Source organism: Pantoea sp. KPR_PJ, from assembly GCF_041386365.1.
Classification (GTDB): Bacteria; Pseudomonadota; Gammaproteobacteria; order Enterobacterales; family Enterobacteriaceae; genus Pantoea.
The window spans coordinates 739,916-754,940 of sequence record NZ_JABMIK010000002.1 but is presented as its reverse complement, the minus strand read 5'-3'; the positions used below and the strand labels follow the sequence as shown (position 1 = coordinate 754,940).

Sequence of the window (15,025 nt, the reverse complement as noted above, 5' to 3'; positions counted from 1 at the left end):
CATTCAACCGCACCTTGCGGGATCTTCAGTGTCCGCTTCTGCGGCGCGGCAACCAGCTCAATAAACGCCGCTATCTCCCGCTGCTTACGAGCAGAGAGCTTCCTGCAGGCCCGCTTCAGCGTAGTCACCACTTCCGGCTCGGCGGGCGGAGTCAGCGGCGAACTGATGGCGCAGCTGGTGATGAAGCAACTCTATCCGGGGAAAGCTGTTGGTGACCTGACGGAAACCGAGAAGCAGATGATAAGTGCGCTGGGGACATTAGCAGCGGGGCTGGCGGGCGGCGTGGCCGGAGACGGCACGGCGGATGCGGTGGCGGGTGCGCAGGCGGGTGCGCAGGCGGGAAGGAATGCGGTTGAGAATAATGCATTAAACGTTAAGCAGAATCAGTCCCGTGTTCAGGAAATGACACAGTGTCGGGACGATAAGGCTTGTGAGGGATCCGTCACTGAAAAATACAAGCAGATTTCTGCCGCACAACAGAAGCGAGTTGTGGAGTGTAGAGGAGCTAAGGACTGTGTTGATAAGGCAAACGAAGTCAGTAGACTATAGACCGAATACGCTAACCGCACAAGTGAGCTACTGGAAAAAGCGCGGGTTAATGGAGGGCTAAGCGAGGCAGATCAGAACGAGCTTTCAATCCTTCAGGTGACAACTATCCAGCTTGAAGCAGACAGAAATGCGGCAATTCATAACGCGTTGATGTCCGATGATTCACCTGAAGCGAAGCAGCTTGCGATAAACTCGCTGGCACAGGCAGTTGGAACAAGTGCAGCGGGAATAGCGGTGGGTATTGGCAAAGGCAGTAATGCAGGGTCTAATAAAGTACTGGCAGCCGGACAACATAGTACGATTGTTTCCGGGGGCGGATTGGCTGCCCATGAAAAAGCAGGCGGCCATTTAATTGAGCGTCATGTAGGAAAAACTGAAGCGGAGCTATTTGATAGAGTGTCTACAGGTAATACAAAACAGCATCGACATTTACTGATAGAGCTACGGCAGAATCTGTTGTAAGTAAAGCTATTGATAATAATCAAGCGAAAATCCAGAAATATTTATCTGGCAGCCAAAAGGGCTACTTAGAGCTTGATTATCAATCTTCTGCAGCTATTGGTATCAGTGTTACTCGCGGCTCGACAAGCGCTGTATCTGCTACTAATGCAAGGATAATTATTGGTCGAGATCCTTCAATGCCCGACGGATACAAAATCATTACTGGATACCCAACGCCATGAACATTAATGAGAAGTTACCTTCGCTGTCATATTTATTAAGGTGCTATTTCAACCAAGATTTTGAGGTGCTATTTGGTAATGCAGATGAAATCTTAGCCGCTTATAGAGCTACTGAAACGGTGGGGGAACGGTTGCAGTTGAAAGTTGAAATAGATGAGCTAATAGCTCTTTCTTTATCGGATGATGAATTACAAGACATATTGCTGAACAAAATTGATTGCGACTATTATTACCCTAATGAGTGGTCCTCATCAGAAGAATGGTTGAAACATATAGTTAAGAAAACGAGTTAAACAAACCCGGCTTTAGAGCCGGGGCTTTCCTTATTATTCAGTTATTCATTAACTATCAGCCGGGTGATCAGCTTGTACTGAAGATGCTGTGTAAAAGTGGCGATGTGTTGGGTAACGTTCCGGAAGTGGTGAAGCAGCCTTATATTAACCGGATGGAAGTCGAGTACCAGGAAGCCGGGCCAGAGGCTCGTTTAATGCGGGCGTTGAAGGCGGCAAGCTGATTACGGATATAGCAGGCTTGCTGGCTGGCGGTGCCGGAGTGGTGAAAGGTGGCGCGTTACTGACGGAGAAAGTAGTTGATAAGGTTGCAGGTAAGGTTGAATCAGCAGTGGCTAAAGTTGGTCCTGGTGTAGTTAAAACAGGAACTGTTTTTGATTCAATTAAAGCGACTCAGTCTGCGATACCGGGGATGTCTATTCCATAATCTTTTTAGTTAAATGTTAATGGATAAATCATTTGGGTAAATCCAAATGCAACTAAAAATATGGGTGAGTATTTAACAAGAAATGGCTTATCTCACAGTACAACTGATAGAAGTCAGTCTATGTTGACCAGCATTAAGGGGACTTTTGAGAATGCTTCTTCGCAGGGCTTTAAATTTAACGAGAAATGCCGGTAGGGCGCTAGATACTGGTATTTAGCCAGCGGCCTGCAGACCCTTACCCAGTATTGAAACATGCGTTGTATTAATAATGAAAATAAGTACTGATAACGTGATTGATGAGACCAGAAATGTAATCATTACTATTGATGGTTACGTTCCGCTTGATATAAAAATACTTGATGTTCTAAAGTCATCGCCCTTGTATTGGCGAACAGGAAACGGTAATGCAAGTCTCCTGGAGTTTGCTGTATTACCAGAAAGCGGGTTTTTATCAGCTATAACATTAGTAATGATAGAGCCTGGCTCGATCCATAAGGTTGACTGCCTGTCAGTTAATTTGTCAGAAAGTGTGGAGGGGGTTCCAGTTTTTAATAAAGGGCTATGGAATGAATCAAATGGCAATGATTTCAGTCAGCGATTTATCGATAATTTAAGTGTGAATATTAAAGTGAAAATAACATTAAATTCTATGTTGCTGGAGATTGATGAAAATACACAAGTAACTAGTTGGATAAAATGTGATGATAATTTTTACCTGGGGATAGATGATGAAAATAATATTGTTAACTTATATCTAAGGAAACTAACAAAAAGTGAAATTGATGGATTTTTTAAAGCTGTAAATTAGTAACAGTCGTGGCCTTTACTGAGCAAGCTTTGCTTATAGTTTACTTTCAGCCGCTAACCGTATCACCTTTTGCCTGTGCTCGATAGCGTCAGTCGCAGGCATATTTGTCACAAACTCCCTTTTGCCAGCAGTTTCTTTTAGGAGTATTGCTGGGATTACACGGCGCATCTCAACCAGCTTGATGACCTGCTCTACAAACGTCAACGCCTCGCGCGGCAAGATGCACAGCAGCTGAACGGGGCGGTAAGCAGGGCGCGATAGTTATCCGCGACAGGGAGAAGCAGACGCAGGACGTGAGTGGGCTGAGCCGGGACGTGGCGCACGCTAACCAGACGCTGTCGCCGATATTCGACAAGGAAAAAGAGCAGAACCGGCTGCAGGAGGCGCAGCTGATTGGGGAGATTGGCAACCAGGCGGCGGATATCGCCCGGACGGAGGGGCAGATACGGGCCACCAATGCCGGTAAGGCGGAGCTGGCGAAGAACGGCATAACAGAGCCGGGCGAAGGCGCGTCGCAGGACGAGTGGGCAAGCTATAACGCGAAGCTGACGGCGACGGACAGCTATAAGGCGGCGCAGCAGCAGTGGGGAACGGGCAGCGCCATCCAGCAGGGCATTCAGGCGGCGACGGCGGCGGTGCAGGGGCTGGCGGGCGGCAGCCTGGCGCAGGCGGCCAGCGGAGCGGCGGCGCCTTACCTGGCGGAGGTCATCAAACAGACCGCGCCGGATGAAGCCAGCCGTATAATGGCTCATGCGGCCGTAGCCGGAGTGATAGCTGCAGCACAGGGCAATTCAGCGCTGTCCGGCGCGGCTGGCGCAGCGACCACGGCGGCAATGGGTGAAGCCATCAAGAATGCGCTGTATGGCAACGTGCCGGTCAGCCAGCTGAGCGAGGAGCAGAAGCAGACGCTGGTCGCACTGGGCACGGTTGCGGCAGGGCTGGCTGGCGGCCTTACCGGTAACTCAGCAGCTGACGCGGTCACAGGCGCACAGGCTGGCCAGAATGAAATCAGTAACAATATGTTCAGCGCGGGCATGTTGCAGCAGATGCTGGCACAGGAAACGCTGAACTCGGCGGCAATGGCCGAAGCGGGTAAAGGCGGTGCAAACGAGCAGGCGGCGCTGGCGCTGACCAAAAAGGTAAAAGAAGGGCTGGATGCGGCATGCCTGGCAAATCCCGGCTGCGTATTGATGGCAATAGTATCGGCGCAGAGCCAGCAGCATACGAATGGAGCAGGCAGCAAAACTGAAACCGTGCCGGTTAATGATGATTTGACCGGAGGAAAGCTGGTGAATCCGGCTGCGGATGAAACTAAAGGGACGTCGCTGGTTACGCCGGATCGGTCGCCGGGACAGGGAGTAAGCCATACAGGAAATACTGAGGGTGCGCCAGACACGGGCGGTAATACCACGGTAACGCCGGCCTTTGGACAAGATATAAATGATTATATCTATTTGGCTGAAGGTGACAAACCTGCAAGTTTATCTCCTGAAGGAAGCGCAAGAGCAGGAGCGTTTAATGAGGCTAAACGTCAATCAGGTATCCCAGTCAGCCAAAGCCCGAGCAAAGTTCATCCAAACGTAGATAAACGCGGTAATCCACAACCCGGATATATATATGAATTTGATGTACCAAAATCAGGTGGTGGTACAGAAAAAATATATATTAGGGATGACGCCGGCGGGCATTTCTTTGGTGAGGAAAATCCTCAGAACCGAGGGCCACATTTTAACGATCCTAAAGGAAATCATTATGATTACTAATGTCTTTTTGAGGTATGCAGAGGATGTATCAACAGCTAATGATATAGCTGATTTTTATAGCCGTTATTCTATAGAAGGTATAAATATTTCTGCGGTTAGTTGGGAGTTTACTAAACAGACAAGAAGAGACGGTAGCGAAGAGTTATTAAAGATGATGATAAAAAAATTATTATCAGTTAATGATCTGGAGGGGGCGGAAATGAGGGTTGTAGTTGAACTTTCGGCTGTGCAGCCTGATAGCGCTATAGTTAACCATAAAAAATTATGGGGGCTGCTTCAAGATCGAGGTATTAATGTTGACAAAGTGTCCGATAAAATCAGTTTTCTGCAAAAACAAAATGATGGGTTGAGGGTTTCAGGAACTGGAATAATTGATTTGTCTCAGAATGGGGTGATTGGTAGCCTGATAAATACTGAAATTAGCGTTTATTTTTCTATAAGCCGATATAAATTTAAAGAAATAGATTATGGAAAGGGACGGTCTCACTGGATGAATGAAACCTGGAAAGAAGGGGGGGTTGTTTTTTTTGCATTAGGATTTTTTGACGAACCATCTTGTGAAATTGTGGCAATGGGTAATAAGAAAGAAGTTCGTAATCTCATTGCTGATTAGAATACTGTGACGTCACACAGCTAATTTAACCTGAATTTATGAGCCTATAGTCGCCAGAAAAAATTTAGTAATGATGAGACAACTACGAGAAGAATCATTACCCCATGCAATGCATAAGCAACAGCAGGAAATGATAGCGGTATGTCCTTCCAGTTCCTCTGCTTATAAAGAAAATAGCGAGACATTCCGGCTGAACTAAGCAAAGCAGGTGCATCGGCCGGATATGAGGTTGGTAATGTTATCGAAGTTACTGTGGGTAAAATATTAAATCATGTATCGAAGCAATATGAATGGGTACCGTCTGGCGTATGGACGATTACGAAGCCTGTATCCCAGCACCCTTTACCATCTGATGGCGCATGCGATGGTGGGCGCGGTGACAGCTTACGCGGCGGGCAACGGCGCGCTGGCGGGCGGCATTGCCAGAGACGGAGCAGTGACGCAGGCGAGTAAGTTGCCGCCAAGAATAAAACGCTGAACGATGACTGGAACAATACATTACCATCAGGCCAGTAAGCTACGCCGCGCCCTCAGTCTCTTCTGACTGACTTGTGATATTGAGTGATGTTTTAGGCCGCCATTTTTCGGCACTGTTCAGCACAGTGATGGCAAGCTTTTGAACAGTGCTGGCAATGGTCATGCTTGTGTTTACCGCATTCGTCACCGCATTTCTGGCATATCTCAGCACACAGCTGACAAAGTTGTTTAGCTGATTCGCTTTCCAGAGCCATAAACTGAGCAGCAAGACGGCAGATATTGGCACATTGCATATCCAGCCTGACGCACTCACGCATCATTTCCAGATTTTCTTCTTCAAGGCATGATGCTGCGCAGTTATCACATGCGGCGGCGCACAGGTAGCAGGCTTCGATGCATTTTTGATACTGATCCAACATGGTTCCTCCTGGGCTTGAGTTAATTTTCTTAAGCCTGGAAAAAATTGTCGATTATGCAAATATCGAAAGAGTTAATAAGTTTTTCAGCACTACTTTTACTGGGACAGTTCTGTGTCTCGCGCTTACTGGTAGCGTGGAAAAACGCTGATGCAACAAGGCGAAGTGGTATGCCTATGTAGTGAATGAGCCTGTAAAGGCTGACATGCCCTTATAGCATCATTCAGAATTATAATGACAGCTGGTAAGGCGACAGACACAAAAAAGCCCGCAGGGCTTGCGCCGTGCGGGCTCTTAGGACTTCATCGGATGACTCTGGTAATCACCGATGGAGAATTTTGGTGGAGCTGGCGGGAGTTGAACCCGCGTCCGAAATTCCTACATCCTCAGTACTACATGCTTAGTCAGTCTTTACATTCGCCTGGCAGCTGCGGACAGACACGCCACTGACAGACTATCCTGATTAGATTTAACGCTTCAACCCCAGGCAAGGCATCCACGCGATCTCTTTTGGGTTTGACCTCTCTTGATCCCCGTCCTAAGAGCGGAGGCTAGGGAGAGAGGGCTCTAAGCAGGTTATTAAGCTGCTAGTGCGTAGTTTTCGTCGTTTGCGACTATTTTTTTGCGGTTTTTTAGCGAGGCCTACCGCACCTCGGCATGCACCTTGGGTTTCGCAAATCCCGTCGAATCCAGAATCAGCCCCAGGAGCCAACTACTCTAGCAAAAATCTTTAAAACTATCCAGTGATTAGCGGTTGCGATTTTTCATGATGCGCGCTTTATCGAGCTTCCACTCACGCTCTTTGATATCGTCGCGCTTGTCATGCTCTTTCTTACCGCGCGCAACGCCAATCTTCAGCTTGCACCAGGCGTTCTTCCAGTAAAGCGACAGCGCAACAACGGTATAGCCTTCGCGGTTAACGCGGCCATAGAGTGAGTCAAGTTCACGCTGATTAAGTAGTAGCTTGCGGTTGCGCGTTGGATCGCAGACGACGTGCGTCGAAGCCACAGCCAGCGGCTGAAAGGTAGAGCCGAACAGGTAAGCTTCACCATCGCGCAGCAGAATATAACTGTCGCTGATGTTGGCTTTACCCGCACGGAGTGATTTCACTTCCCATCCTTGTAGCGACAATCCCGCTTCGAACTCCTCTTCAATGAAGTATTCATGACGGGCGCGTTTGTTAAGGGCAATAGTGGCAGAACCGGGTTTATGTACTTTTTTCTTTGTCATAGTGCGGCGTATTTTACATCACTTAGGCGGCCATCGCACCCCTTGTCCAGCGGGGCACCGGGAAACGGGATATTCTAGCACACCTCTCAATGCGGGGAATTTTTGTTTGATCGCTGGAAATGCTACAATTCAGCGGTTTTGTGATGAACAGGAACCATTATGGCTCAGATTAGTCGTTCAGCGCTGGTGCCCTTCAGCGCTGAGCAAATGTACCAACTGGTTAACGATGTGGATGCCTATCCACAGTTTTTACCGGGCTGTACCGGCAGTCGCGTGCTGGAATCGTCTGAAAATGAGATGACCGCCTCGGTAGACGTCTCAAAAGCGGGCATCAGCAAGACCTTTACAACGCGTAACACCCTTACCGACAATCAGCGCATCCATATGCAGCTGGTCGATGGTCCGTTTCGTAAGCTGACCGGCGGATGGCAGTTTATCTCGCTGGGCGATGATGCCTGCAAAGTTGAGCTGAGCCTCGATTTTGAATTCACCAATATGCTGGTCGAAATGGCGTTTGGCCGCATCTTTAAAGAGCTGGCGAACAGCATGGTGCAGGCGTTTACCCAGCGTGCCAAAGAGGTCTACAGTGCCTGAGATTTCAGTTGAGGTGGTTTATGCGCTGCCGGAGAAGCAATACCAGCGCGTAGTCACCCTGGAAGAGGGGAGCACCGTCGAGCAGGCTATTGTGGCATCGGGGCTGCTTGAGCTGCGTCGTGATATCGATCTCAACAGCAACAAAGTGGGCGTATTCAGTCGCACAGTAAAACTGAGCGATACGCTTCAGGAAGGCGATCGGGTCGAAATTTATCGTCCACTGATTGCCGATCCCAAAGAGTTGCGGCGTCAGCGTGCCGAACGTTCGGCCAGCGGTAAAAAGTAATTACCCAACAGAAACGCAAAAGGCACCCAGGGTGCCTTTTTTGTTGCCGTTCAATCACTCTTTCGATGTGGTCAGATTTGGCTTGTTGTCGATGTTGGTCAGGATGCCATTGCTGTCGAAGGTCAGCGTCAGCGTCTGCTGCTTCACGCTCTCATGGCCTGGCTCCTGACGGAAGACGTAATACCAGACGTTGCTGCCAAACGGGTCGCGCATCATCGGCGTACCGAGCGTGTAGGCGACCTGCTGCTGCGTCATGCCGGTGTGGATTTTTGCCACATCGTTGGCAACCAGATAGTTGCCCTGGTTGATATCTGGGCGGTATACCACGCGCTCAAGAGTGGAGCATCCGGCGGTCATCATCAACATTACCACTGCCGCGGCAGTCAGCGTTTTACAGCGCATCTCTACATTCCTTTTCTGGGGCCAAACGCCTTTTCTCAGGCTGTTTTTTTGCCATCAAATTCTGAACTCTGCCTGCGGCAGGCTTTATTATTCAGGCGACATAAGTTGCCGATGATAATAGACCTTTTCGCTATTGGAAACCTCTACATCGACAGAGCAAGCATATGACCACGCAGCGGGAAGAAAGTGCGGCTGTCAGGCCGCTAAAAGTTCTTTTGCGTTAGCAAGGGTGTTGCGCGTGACTTCGCTGCCGCCAAGCAGTCGCGCCAGTTCCTGCAGGCGGGCACGTTTGTCCAGCGCCTGCATATGCGTTTCCGTCATTGCACCGTCGGTCTCTTTGCTGACGAAGAAGTGCTGATGGCCACAGCCCGCGACCTGAGGCAGGTGCGTAACGCACATCACCTGCGTCGATTCTCCCAGCTGGCGCAGCAGACGACCAACCACCGCAGCGGTTGGTCCGCTGATCCCCACATCTACTTCGTCGAAAATCATGGCTGGCGTTTCCATCTTCTTCGCGGTAATGACCTGGATAGCCAGCGCAATACGTGACAGTTCACCACCCGAGGCGACTTTACCCAGCGGCTGCAAAGGCTGGCCAGGGTTAGTGGTAACCTGGAAATCAATACGGCTGGCCCCGTCAGCGGTCAGCTGATCGGCATTGAACGCCAGCGCAATAGTGAAGCGGCCGTGCGGCATGGAAAGCTGATGCATGCTCTGGGTAATCAGGTGCTCAAGCTCGGCGCCATACTGCTGGCGCTGCTGATGCAAACGCTCAGCGCTGTGTAGTGCGGCCTGGTAGTGTTCTGTCACCAGCGCCTGCAGGCTCTCCTGATCGCTCTCCTGCTGAGACAGTTGCTCTGCCTCGGCCAGCAGCTGCTGATGCAGCTCCGCAAGCCCTTCAGGGGTCACATGGTGCTTACGCGCCAGCGTAATGTAGCGCGAAATACGCTGCTCAAGCTCATAAAGACGATTAGGGTCAAGATCGAGTCGGTCTACATAGTGACGCAGCTCGTCGCTGGCTTCGCTCAGCTGAATGGCAGCCTCTTCCAGCATATTCAACACGCCGCTCAGCTTGTCGTCGAGCGTCACCACCTCGGTCACCATCTGTCGCGCAGTGTAGAGCAGGCTGTTGAGATTGCTGTCGTCGCCATCGGCGAGCAGCTGTAGCGCCTGCTGGCTGGTAGAGAGCAGCTGTCCACTGTTAGCGAGGCGCTTGTACTCTTCGTCGATCTGCTCATATTCATTGGCCTGCGGAGCGAAATCGTTCAGCTCTTTCAGCTGATACTGCAACAGTTCGCGGCGCGCTTCGCGCTCCTGAGACAGTTGCTGATGCTGCGCCAGATTACGACAGCTCTGATGCCAGGCGTGATAATCGCGACGCATCTGCTGTAGCAAATCGTCATGGCCCGCATAGGCATCCAGCAGGTGTTTCTGATGGTCCGCTTTGAGCAGCAACTGATGAGCATGCTGGCCGTGAATTTGAATCAGCAGCTGGCCCAGATCGCGTAACTGGGAGAGCGGGACGGCAGTCCCGTTGATAAAGCCACGCGAGCGGCCATCGGCACTGATAACCCGGCGCAGCAAACACTCGTTGCCGTCATCAAGCTGATTCTCTTCCAGCCAGCGCTGAGCAGAAGGCGAGGATTTGAGGTTGAAACGGGCGCAGAGATCGGCGCGAGCCGCACCCTGACGCACCATATCTGCTTCAGCACGACCGCCGAGGCACAGACCCAGCGCGTCAATAGCAATAGACTTACCCGCGCCGGTTTCACCGGTAATCGCCGTCATACCGCGTTGGAAATCAATGTCGAGCTCACGAACGATAGCGAAGTTACTGATGGTCAGCTGTGCCAGCATAGAATCACCTGTATGGAAAAACAGATATGGTTTTTCATACAGTATAAACTGGTTTTTTATCCAGTAAAGAGGGGGCGTTGAATTTAAAACAATTTTTTTGACCACCCCAGTTTGGAACTCAGCGTATTGAAATAGCTGTAGTTTTTAGGATGAATCAGGTTGAGATGGTTCTCGCTGCGGCGAATTAACACATCTTCGCCTTCCTGAATAGGCAGCGCGATCTGGCTGTCACAGCTGATCTCTAAATCACTGCGGCGCGCAGGAAAACGCAGACGGATAGTACTGCTGCTGTTGATCACCAGCGGGCGTGCCGACAGCGTATGCGGAAACATGGGCACCAGCGCAATCGCATCCAGTGACGGCGTCAGGATGGGGCCACCGGCTGACAGCGAGTAGGCGGTTGAGCCTGTTGGCGTGGCAATGATCAGCCCGTCGGAGCGATGTGAGAAGGCGAAGACCTCGTCAATATAGACTTCGAACTCGATCATATGCGCGACTTTGCCCGGGTGCAGCACCACCTCATTAATCGCCAGGCCCAGGCGCGGTGAGCACTCATCTTTACAGACGCGCGCTTCCAGCAGAAAGCGGCTCTCAACGAAATAGCTCCCCTGTAAAACCTCATCCAGCTGCTGCTGCGCATTGTCCGGGTCAAGATCGGTAAGAAAGCCCAGGTTGCCGCGGTTAATGCCGATCACCTTGATGTCATAGCGCGCCAGCACGCGAGCCGCGCCAAGCATATTGCCGTCGCCGCCAACCACTACGGCAAGGTCTGCCTGCTGTCCAATCTCCGCCAGCGTGCCGGTCTGCACATCATGCAGGTTCAGCTCCTGGGCAATTTGCTTCTCAATAATCACTTGATAACCTTTGGCCGTCAGCCAGCGCCACAGCATCTCATGCGTGGTGAGCGCAGTAGGGTGACGCGGATGGCCTACAATACCAATGCAGTTAAAGTGTTTGTTCATTTGGTGGGTCTTTCCTCATAAGCCAAAACGGCAAGGCAATGTGATGGGTTCCCTTGAAACCGTCAAACCGATCCCCATAATAAGCGGACTGGCGAGATGAATGTGCACAACGCGGAGAAATTCATGAGTAGTAAAGAACAGAACACCCCGAACGAGCAAGTCTCAGACGAAATTCAACAGGATCAGCAGCAACCTCAGGAAGCGGAGACGGCAGTAGAGGTGGATCCGCGTGATGAGCGTATTGCCCAGCTGGAAGCTGAACTGGCGCAGTCTCAGACGGGCGTGCGTGACGCCCAGCTACGTGCGCAGGCGGAGATTGAGAACATCCGTCGCCGTACTGAGATCGACGTTGAGAAGGCGCACAAGTTTGCGCTGGAAAAATTTGCCAATGAGCTGCTGCCGGTAATCGACAGTCTGGAGCGTGCGCTGGAAGTCGCGGACAAAGAAAATCCAGAGCTGGCCTCAATGATCGAAGGCATTGAGCTGACGCTGAAATCCCTGCTGGGTGCCGTGCGTAAGTTTGGCGTTGAAGTCGTGGGCGATACCAACGTGCCGTTTAACCCTGAAATCCATCAGGCGATGTCAATGATGGAGTCTGATGAGGTTGCGCCAAACCATGTGATGATGGTGATGCAGCGGGGCTACACCCTGAATGGTCGTCTGCTGCGCCCGGCGATGGTGGCCGTGGCAAAAGCCAAAGGCTAAGCCATCTATTGCTGAAAATCAGACGGCCGCGCAGTGACGCGGCCGTTTTTTTATGGCTGCCTCAGCTCGCCGGGAGCTGCGGCATCCAGTCGATGGGCGTATCGCCGGCCTGCGTCAGTAACGCATTGGCCTGTGCAAAATGCCCGCAGCCAAAGAATCCCCGGTGCGCAGAGAGCGGCGACGGATGCGGGGCCTGTAACACATGATGGCGCTGACGATCGATGATGCTGCCTTTTTTCTGCGCATGCGATCCCCAGAGTAAAAACACCACACCTTCACGGTGCTGGTTGATAGCGGCAATGACGTTATCGGTAAAGGTCTCCCAGCCAAATCGCGCATGAGAGTGCGCCTTACCCGCCTCGACGGTCAGCACCGTATTCAGCAGCATGACGCCCTGTCGTGCCCAGCTTTCCAGGAAGCCGTGTTGCGGACGTTTAAAGTCGGGATATTCTTGCTCCAGCTCTTTATACATATTCTGCAAAGAGGGCGGAACCGGCACGCCGGGGAGCACGGAGAAGGCCAGACCGTGCGCCTGGTTTGGACCGTGATAGGGATCCTGACCAAGAATAACCACTTTTACGTCGCCCAGCTCCGTCAGGCGAAACGCATTAAAAACATCCTTCTGCGGTGGATAAACCGTCACGCCAGCCGCACGTTCATTCGCGACCAGCTTAAGCGTTTCAGTGAAATAGGGCTTCTCTTTCTCTTCAGCCAGCACATCGTGCCAGGTTAGTTTATCCGTCATGGTTTGCTCCCTTGAGATCGGTACGGCTAGCTTAACGGTTCACCGCGTCAGGTTGAAGGTAAAAAATAGTTGAAAAAATACAAAATAAATTTATAAGAAAATTTATCTGAATCAATTAATTGACGTCAGCAGCAGATAACCGGGCGATATAAATTGATTAAGGTCAAAACTCCTGCCAAAGACGGGTGCTATATCAGGGCATTAAATTGATTTAACCCGCGCTAACGCAGTTAGCGCTCTGTTCTGGAGAACTGATTATGATCACTGGCATTCAAATTACTCAAACCAATAATCCTGACCTGCTGAACTCATTCTGGCTGGTGGATGACGAAAAAGCGGAAGCGCGCTGCCTGTGTGCGAAAGCTGGATACGAAGAAGATCAGGTGGTAGCCGTGAGCGAACTGGGTGAATTTGCCTTTCGTGAAATCCCCATGGAGATGAAGCCCCAGGTGCGCGTAGAGGGAGGACAGCATCTGAATGTTAACGTGCTGCGCCGTGAAACGCTTGAGGATGCGGTAAAGCATCCGGAAAAATACCCGCAGCTGACCATCCGCGTTTCAGGGTACGCCGTGCGTTTTAATGCACTGACCCCAGAGCAACAGCGCGATGTGATTACCCGCACCTTTACTGAAAGCCTGTAATGGCTTTGTTTGCAGGCATGCAGAAAAAGCATCCAGCTGGCTTATAATTTTATGTTGCTGATATTTTTCTGATTTTTTGACATCGTGTCAGAGGGAAAGAACCTGCATTGCTTTTTCCTGCGGGTCGCACCTTTTACACGGCTGTAAACGCTGTTTTGTTGTGTTAAATAAAAAAAATCGCCTCACTGGAGGCGATTTTTTTATCACGGTGCTGAATTATTCCGCATCGTTGCTGGAGGAAGCGGTCGCGCCTGGCTTGCGGCGCTTACCAATATTTTTGGTATCGCGATGACGCTTTTTAACGCGTGGCTTTTCCGCTTCGCTCTTTTTCTGCTCTTTACGCTTCGCCAGCACCTTTTTCGATGGTTTACCGGTGGTTTTAGCACTGGGGGCACGCGTCACGGGGCGCAGCTCATCAATGGTACGCGGTTTTAGCGGTTCATTGAGGTAGCGACTGATTTTGCCCAGCAGCAGATGATCGTGGGCCTCTACCAGCGACAGCGCCGTTCCCTTACGTCCGGCGCGTGCCGTACGCCCAATACGGTGCAGATAGGTATCAGCGGTGCGCGGCATATCGTAGTTAAAGACGTGGCTGACATCTTCGATATCAATACCGCGTGCCGCCACATCGGTCGCTACCAGCACATTAACGCGGCCATCGGTAATACGTTTGATCGCCTCAGTACGCTTGGCCTGTACCATCTCGCCTTCGAGATAGCAGCAGCGGATCCCCGCTTCATGTAGCCACTGTACCAGCTCGTGCAAACGCTCGCGCTTGCGCACAAACACGATAGAGCGCGTCACGTCCGGCTGCTTCAGCAGGTGGATCAGCAGTTTGGTTTTATGCTGCAGATCGTCGGCGCGGTAGTACCACTGCTGGATCTTCTTGCGCTCGCGGCGGCTTGGATCGGCTTCCACTTCGACCGGATCGTTCAGCAGGCGCTCGGCAAAGTCTTTGATCGCATCGCCTTCCAGCGTGGCGGAGAAGAGCATGGTTTGCTTACGCCAGCGCGTTTCGCCTGCGATGGTTTCGATATCCTGCGCAAAGCCCAGATCCAGCATGCGGTCCGCTTCATCGAGGATCAGCGTTTCTACGGCGCGGCAATCGAAATTCTCTTCTTTAATATACTGAAGCAGACGACCCGTGGTCGCGACCACCACATCCTGGTTTTCACTAAACACTTCTGCGTGGTTCATATAAGCCACGCCGCCGGTGATGGTGGCGATATCCAGATGCGTATGTTTTGCCAGCTCGCGCGCCTGGTCGGCGACCTGCATCGCCAGCTCGCGCGTGGGCGTCAGGATCAGAATTCGCGGGGGGCCCGATTTTTTACGCGGAAAATCGAGCAGATGTTGCAGTACCGGCAGCAGATACGCCGCGGTTTTCCCTGTTCCGGTAGGAGCCGAACCCAGAACGTCGCGGCCCTCCAGCGCAGGCGGAATCGCCTCAGCCTGAATGGCGGTAGGGCGTGTGAAGCCTTTATCCTGCAGGGCTTCCAGCAGGCTTTCGTCGAGTTCGAGTTCGGAAAATGTGGTTACGGTCATGGTCTACCTCAGTTTGGGGCGCTGATTATAGA

At 51.4% G+C, this 15,025-nt stretch carries 19 protein-coding genes, 1 other RNA gene and 1 pseudogene; 13 read left to right on the top strand and 8 right to left on the bottom strand.

The features are described 5' to 3' along the window. Nucleotides 1–165 precede the first annotated feature (165 nt). From HP564_RS08250 to HP564_RS08210, 9 genes and pseudogenes are all read left to right on the top strand, one after another. Nucleotides 166–549 carry a VENN motif pre-toxin domain-containing protein gene (locus HP564_RS08250; protein WP_371241910.1) on the top strand — a complete coding sequence of 128 codons (384 nt, stop codon included), beginning with the start codon at nt 166–168 and terminating at the stop codon, nt 547–549. 150 nt (nt 550–699) lie between these two features. Continuing rightward, on the top strand, nt 700–1,011 hold the full coding sequence (locus HP564_RS08245; RefSeq protein ID WP_371241908.1) for a hypothetical protein: 312 nt from the start codon (nt 700–702) through the stop codon (nt 1,009–1,011). A gap of 8 nt (nt 1,012–1,019) precedes the next feature. After that, entirely contained in the window at nt 1,020–1,232 is a 213-nt protein-coding gene (locus HP564_RS08240; RefSeq protein ID WP_371242026.1) for an RNase A-like domain-containing protein, read from the top strand. Then, nucleotides 1,229–1,525, top strand: a complete 297-nt coding sequence (locus HP564_RS08235) for a contact-dependent growth inhibition system immunity protein (RefSeq protein WP_371241906.1) — start codon at nt 1,229–1,231, stop codon at nt 1,523–1,525. Before HP564_RS08240 ends, HP564_RS08235 begins: the two co-directional genes overlap by 4 nt. 77 nt (nt 1,526–1,602) lie before the next feature. Further along, nucleotides 1,603–2,215: pseudogene (locus HP564_RS08230) on the top strand (pretoxin); the annotation flags it as partial. Between the two features lie 2 nt (nt 2,216–2,217). Next, complete coding sequence (locus HP564_RS08225; protein WP_371241904.1) at nt 2,218–2,757, top strand: hypothetical protein; 540 nt, start codon at nt 2,218–2,220, stop codon at nt 2,755–2,757. 293 nt (nt 2,758–3,050) lie between these two features. Continuing rightward, on the top strand, nt 3,051–4,520 hold the full coding sequence (locus HP564_RS08220) for a VENN motif pre-toxin domain-containing protein (RefSeq protein WP_371241902.1): 1,470 nt from the start codon (nt 3,051–3,053) through the stop codon (nt 4,518–4,520). Next, on the top strand, nt 4,510–5,133 hold the full coding sequence (locus HP564_RS08215) for a hypothetical protein (RefSeq protein ID WP_371241900.1): 624 nt from the start codon (nt 4,510–4,512) through the stop codon (nt 5,131–5,133). Before HP564_RS08220 ends, HP564_RS08215 begins: the two co-directional genes overlap by 11 nt. A 286-nt stretch (nt 5,134–5,419) precedes the next feature. After that, nucleotides 5,420–5,611: a hypothetical protein gene (locus HP564_RS08210; protein ID WP_371241898.1), complete on the top strand. Its 192-nt coding sequence runs from the start codon at nt 5,420–5,422 to the stop codon at nt 5,609–5,611. A 91-nt stretch (nt 5,612–5,702) separates the two neighbouring features. On the opposite strand, the gene HP564_RS08205 is transcribed toward HP564_RS08210, so the two are convergent. The 3 genes from HP564_RS08205 to smpB all read right to left on the bottom strand — a co-directional run bounded on the left by HP564_RS08205 (nt 5,703) and on the right by smpB (nt 7,256). Continuing rightward, on the bottom strand, nt 5,703–6,029 hold the full coding sequence (locus tag HP564_RS08205) for a four-helix bundle copper-binding protein (protein ID WP_371241896.1): 327 nt from the start codon (nt 6,027–6,029) through the stop codon (nt 5,703–5,705). Nucleotides 6,030–6,365: 336 nt separating this feature from the next. After that, nucleotides 6,366–6,729: a transfer-messenger RNA gene (ssrA, locus tag HP564_RS08200) on the bottom strand. A 44-nt stretch (nt 6,730–6,773) separates the two neighbouring features. Then, nucleotides 6,774–7,256, bottom strand: a complete 483-nt coding sequence (smpB, locus tag HP564_RS08195; protein WP_033754058.1) for an SsrA-binding protein SmpB — start codon at nt 7,254–7,256, stop codon at nt 6,774–6,776. A 159-nt stretch (nt 7,257–7,415) separates the two neighbouring features. On the opposite strand from smpB, the gene HP564_RS08190 reads away from it, so the two are divergent. Together HP564_RS08190 and HP564_RS08185 are read left to right on the top strand one after the other, a co-directional pair. Continuing rightward, complete coding sequence (locus HP564_RS08190) at nt 7,416–7,850, top strand: type II toxin-antitoxin system RatA family toxin (protein WP_371241894.1); 435 nt, start codon at nt 7,416–7,418, stop codon at nt 7,848–7,850. Then, a complete protein-coding gene (locus HP564_RS08185; protein WP_371241892.1) occupies nt 7,843–8,136 on the top strand; it encodes an RnfH family protein in 294 nt (97 codons plus the stop codon). Before HP564_RS08190 ends, HP564_RS08185 begins: the two co-directional genes overlap by 8 nt. Nucleotides 8,137–8,190: 54 nt before the next feature. Here the strand turns inward: HP564_RS08185 and bamE are convergent, their stop codons facing one another. The 3 genes from bamE to nadK form a co-directional block, all read right to left on the bottom strand. After that, nucleotides 8,191–8,538, bottom strand: coding sequence for an outer membrane protein assembly factor BamE (bamE, locus tag HP564_RS08180; RefSeq protein WP_371241891.1), 348 nt, complete (start codon nt 8,536–8,538; stop codon nt 8,191–8,193). A gap of 195 nt (nt 8,539–8,733) precedes the next feature. Then, the gene (gene recN / locus HP564_RS08175; RefSeq protein WP_371241889.1) at nt 8,734–10,395 is read right to left on the bottom strand and encodes a DNA repair protein RecN; all 1,662 of its coding nucleotides are present in this window, start codon (nt 10,393–10,395) and stop codon (nt 8,734–8,736) included. Between the two features lie 83 nt (nt 10,396–10,478). Next, nucleotides 10,479–11,357, bottom strand: coding sequence for an NAD(+) kinase (nadK, locus tag HP564_RS08170; protein ID WP_371241887.1), 879 nt, complete (start codon nt 11,355–11,357; stop codon nt 10,479–10,481). A 123-nt stretch (nt 11,358–11,480) separates the two neighbouring features. On the opposite strand from nadK, the gene grpE reads away from it, so the two are divergent. Beyond that, nucleotides 11,481–12,062 carry a nucleotide exchange factor GrpE gene (gene grpE, locus HP564_RS08165; RefSeq protein WP_371241885.1) on the top strand — a complete coding sequence of 194 codons (582 nt, stop codon included), beginning with the start codon at nt 11,481–11,483 and terminating at the stop codon, nt 12,060–12,062. A 61-nt stretch (nt 12,063–12,123) separates the two neighbouring features. On the opposite strand, the gene ung is transcribed toward grpE, so the two are convergent. After that, a complete protein-coding gene (gene ung / locus HP564_RS08160; protein ID WP_371241883.1) occupies nt 12,124–12,807 on the bottom strand; it encodes a uracil-DNA glycosylase in 684 nt (227 codons plus the stop codon). 257 nt (nt 12,808–13,064) lie between these two features. On the opposite strand from ung, the gene grcA reads away from it, so the two are divergent. Continuing rightward, the gene (gene grcA / locus HP564_RS08155; protein WP_371241881.1) at nt 13,065–13,448 is read left to right on the top strand and encodes an autonomous glycyl radical cofactor GrcA; all 384 of its coding nucleotides are present in this window, start codon (nt 13,065–13,067) and stop codon (nt 13,446–13,448) included. A gap of 216 nt (nt 13,449–13,664) precedes the next feature. On the opposite strand, the gene srmB is transcribed toward grcA, so the two are convergent. After that, on the bottom strand, nt 13,665–14,993 hold the full coding sequence (gene srmB, locus HP564_RS08150; protein ID WP_371241879.1) for an ATP-dependent RNA helicase SrmB: 1,329 nt from the start codon (nt 14,991–14,993) through the stop codon (nt 13,665–13,667). Nucleotides 14,994–15,025 lie beyond the last annotated feature (32 nt).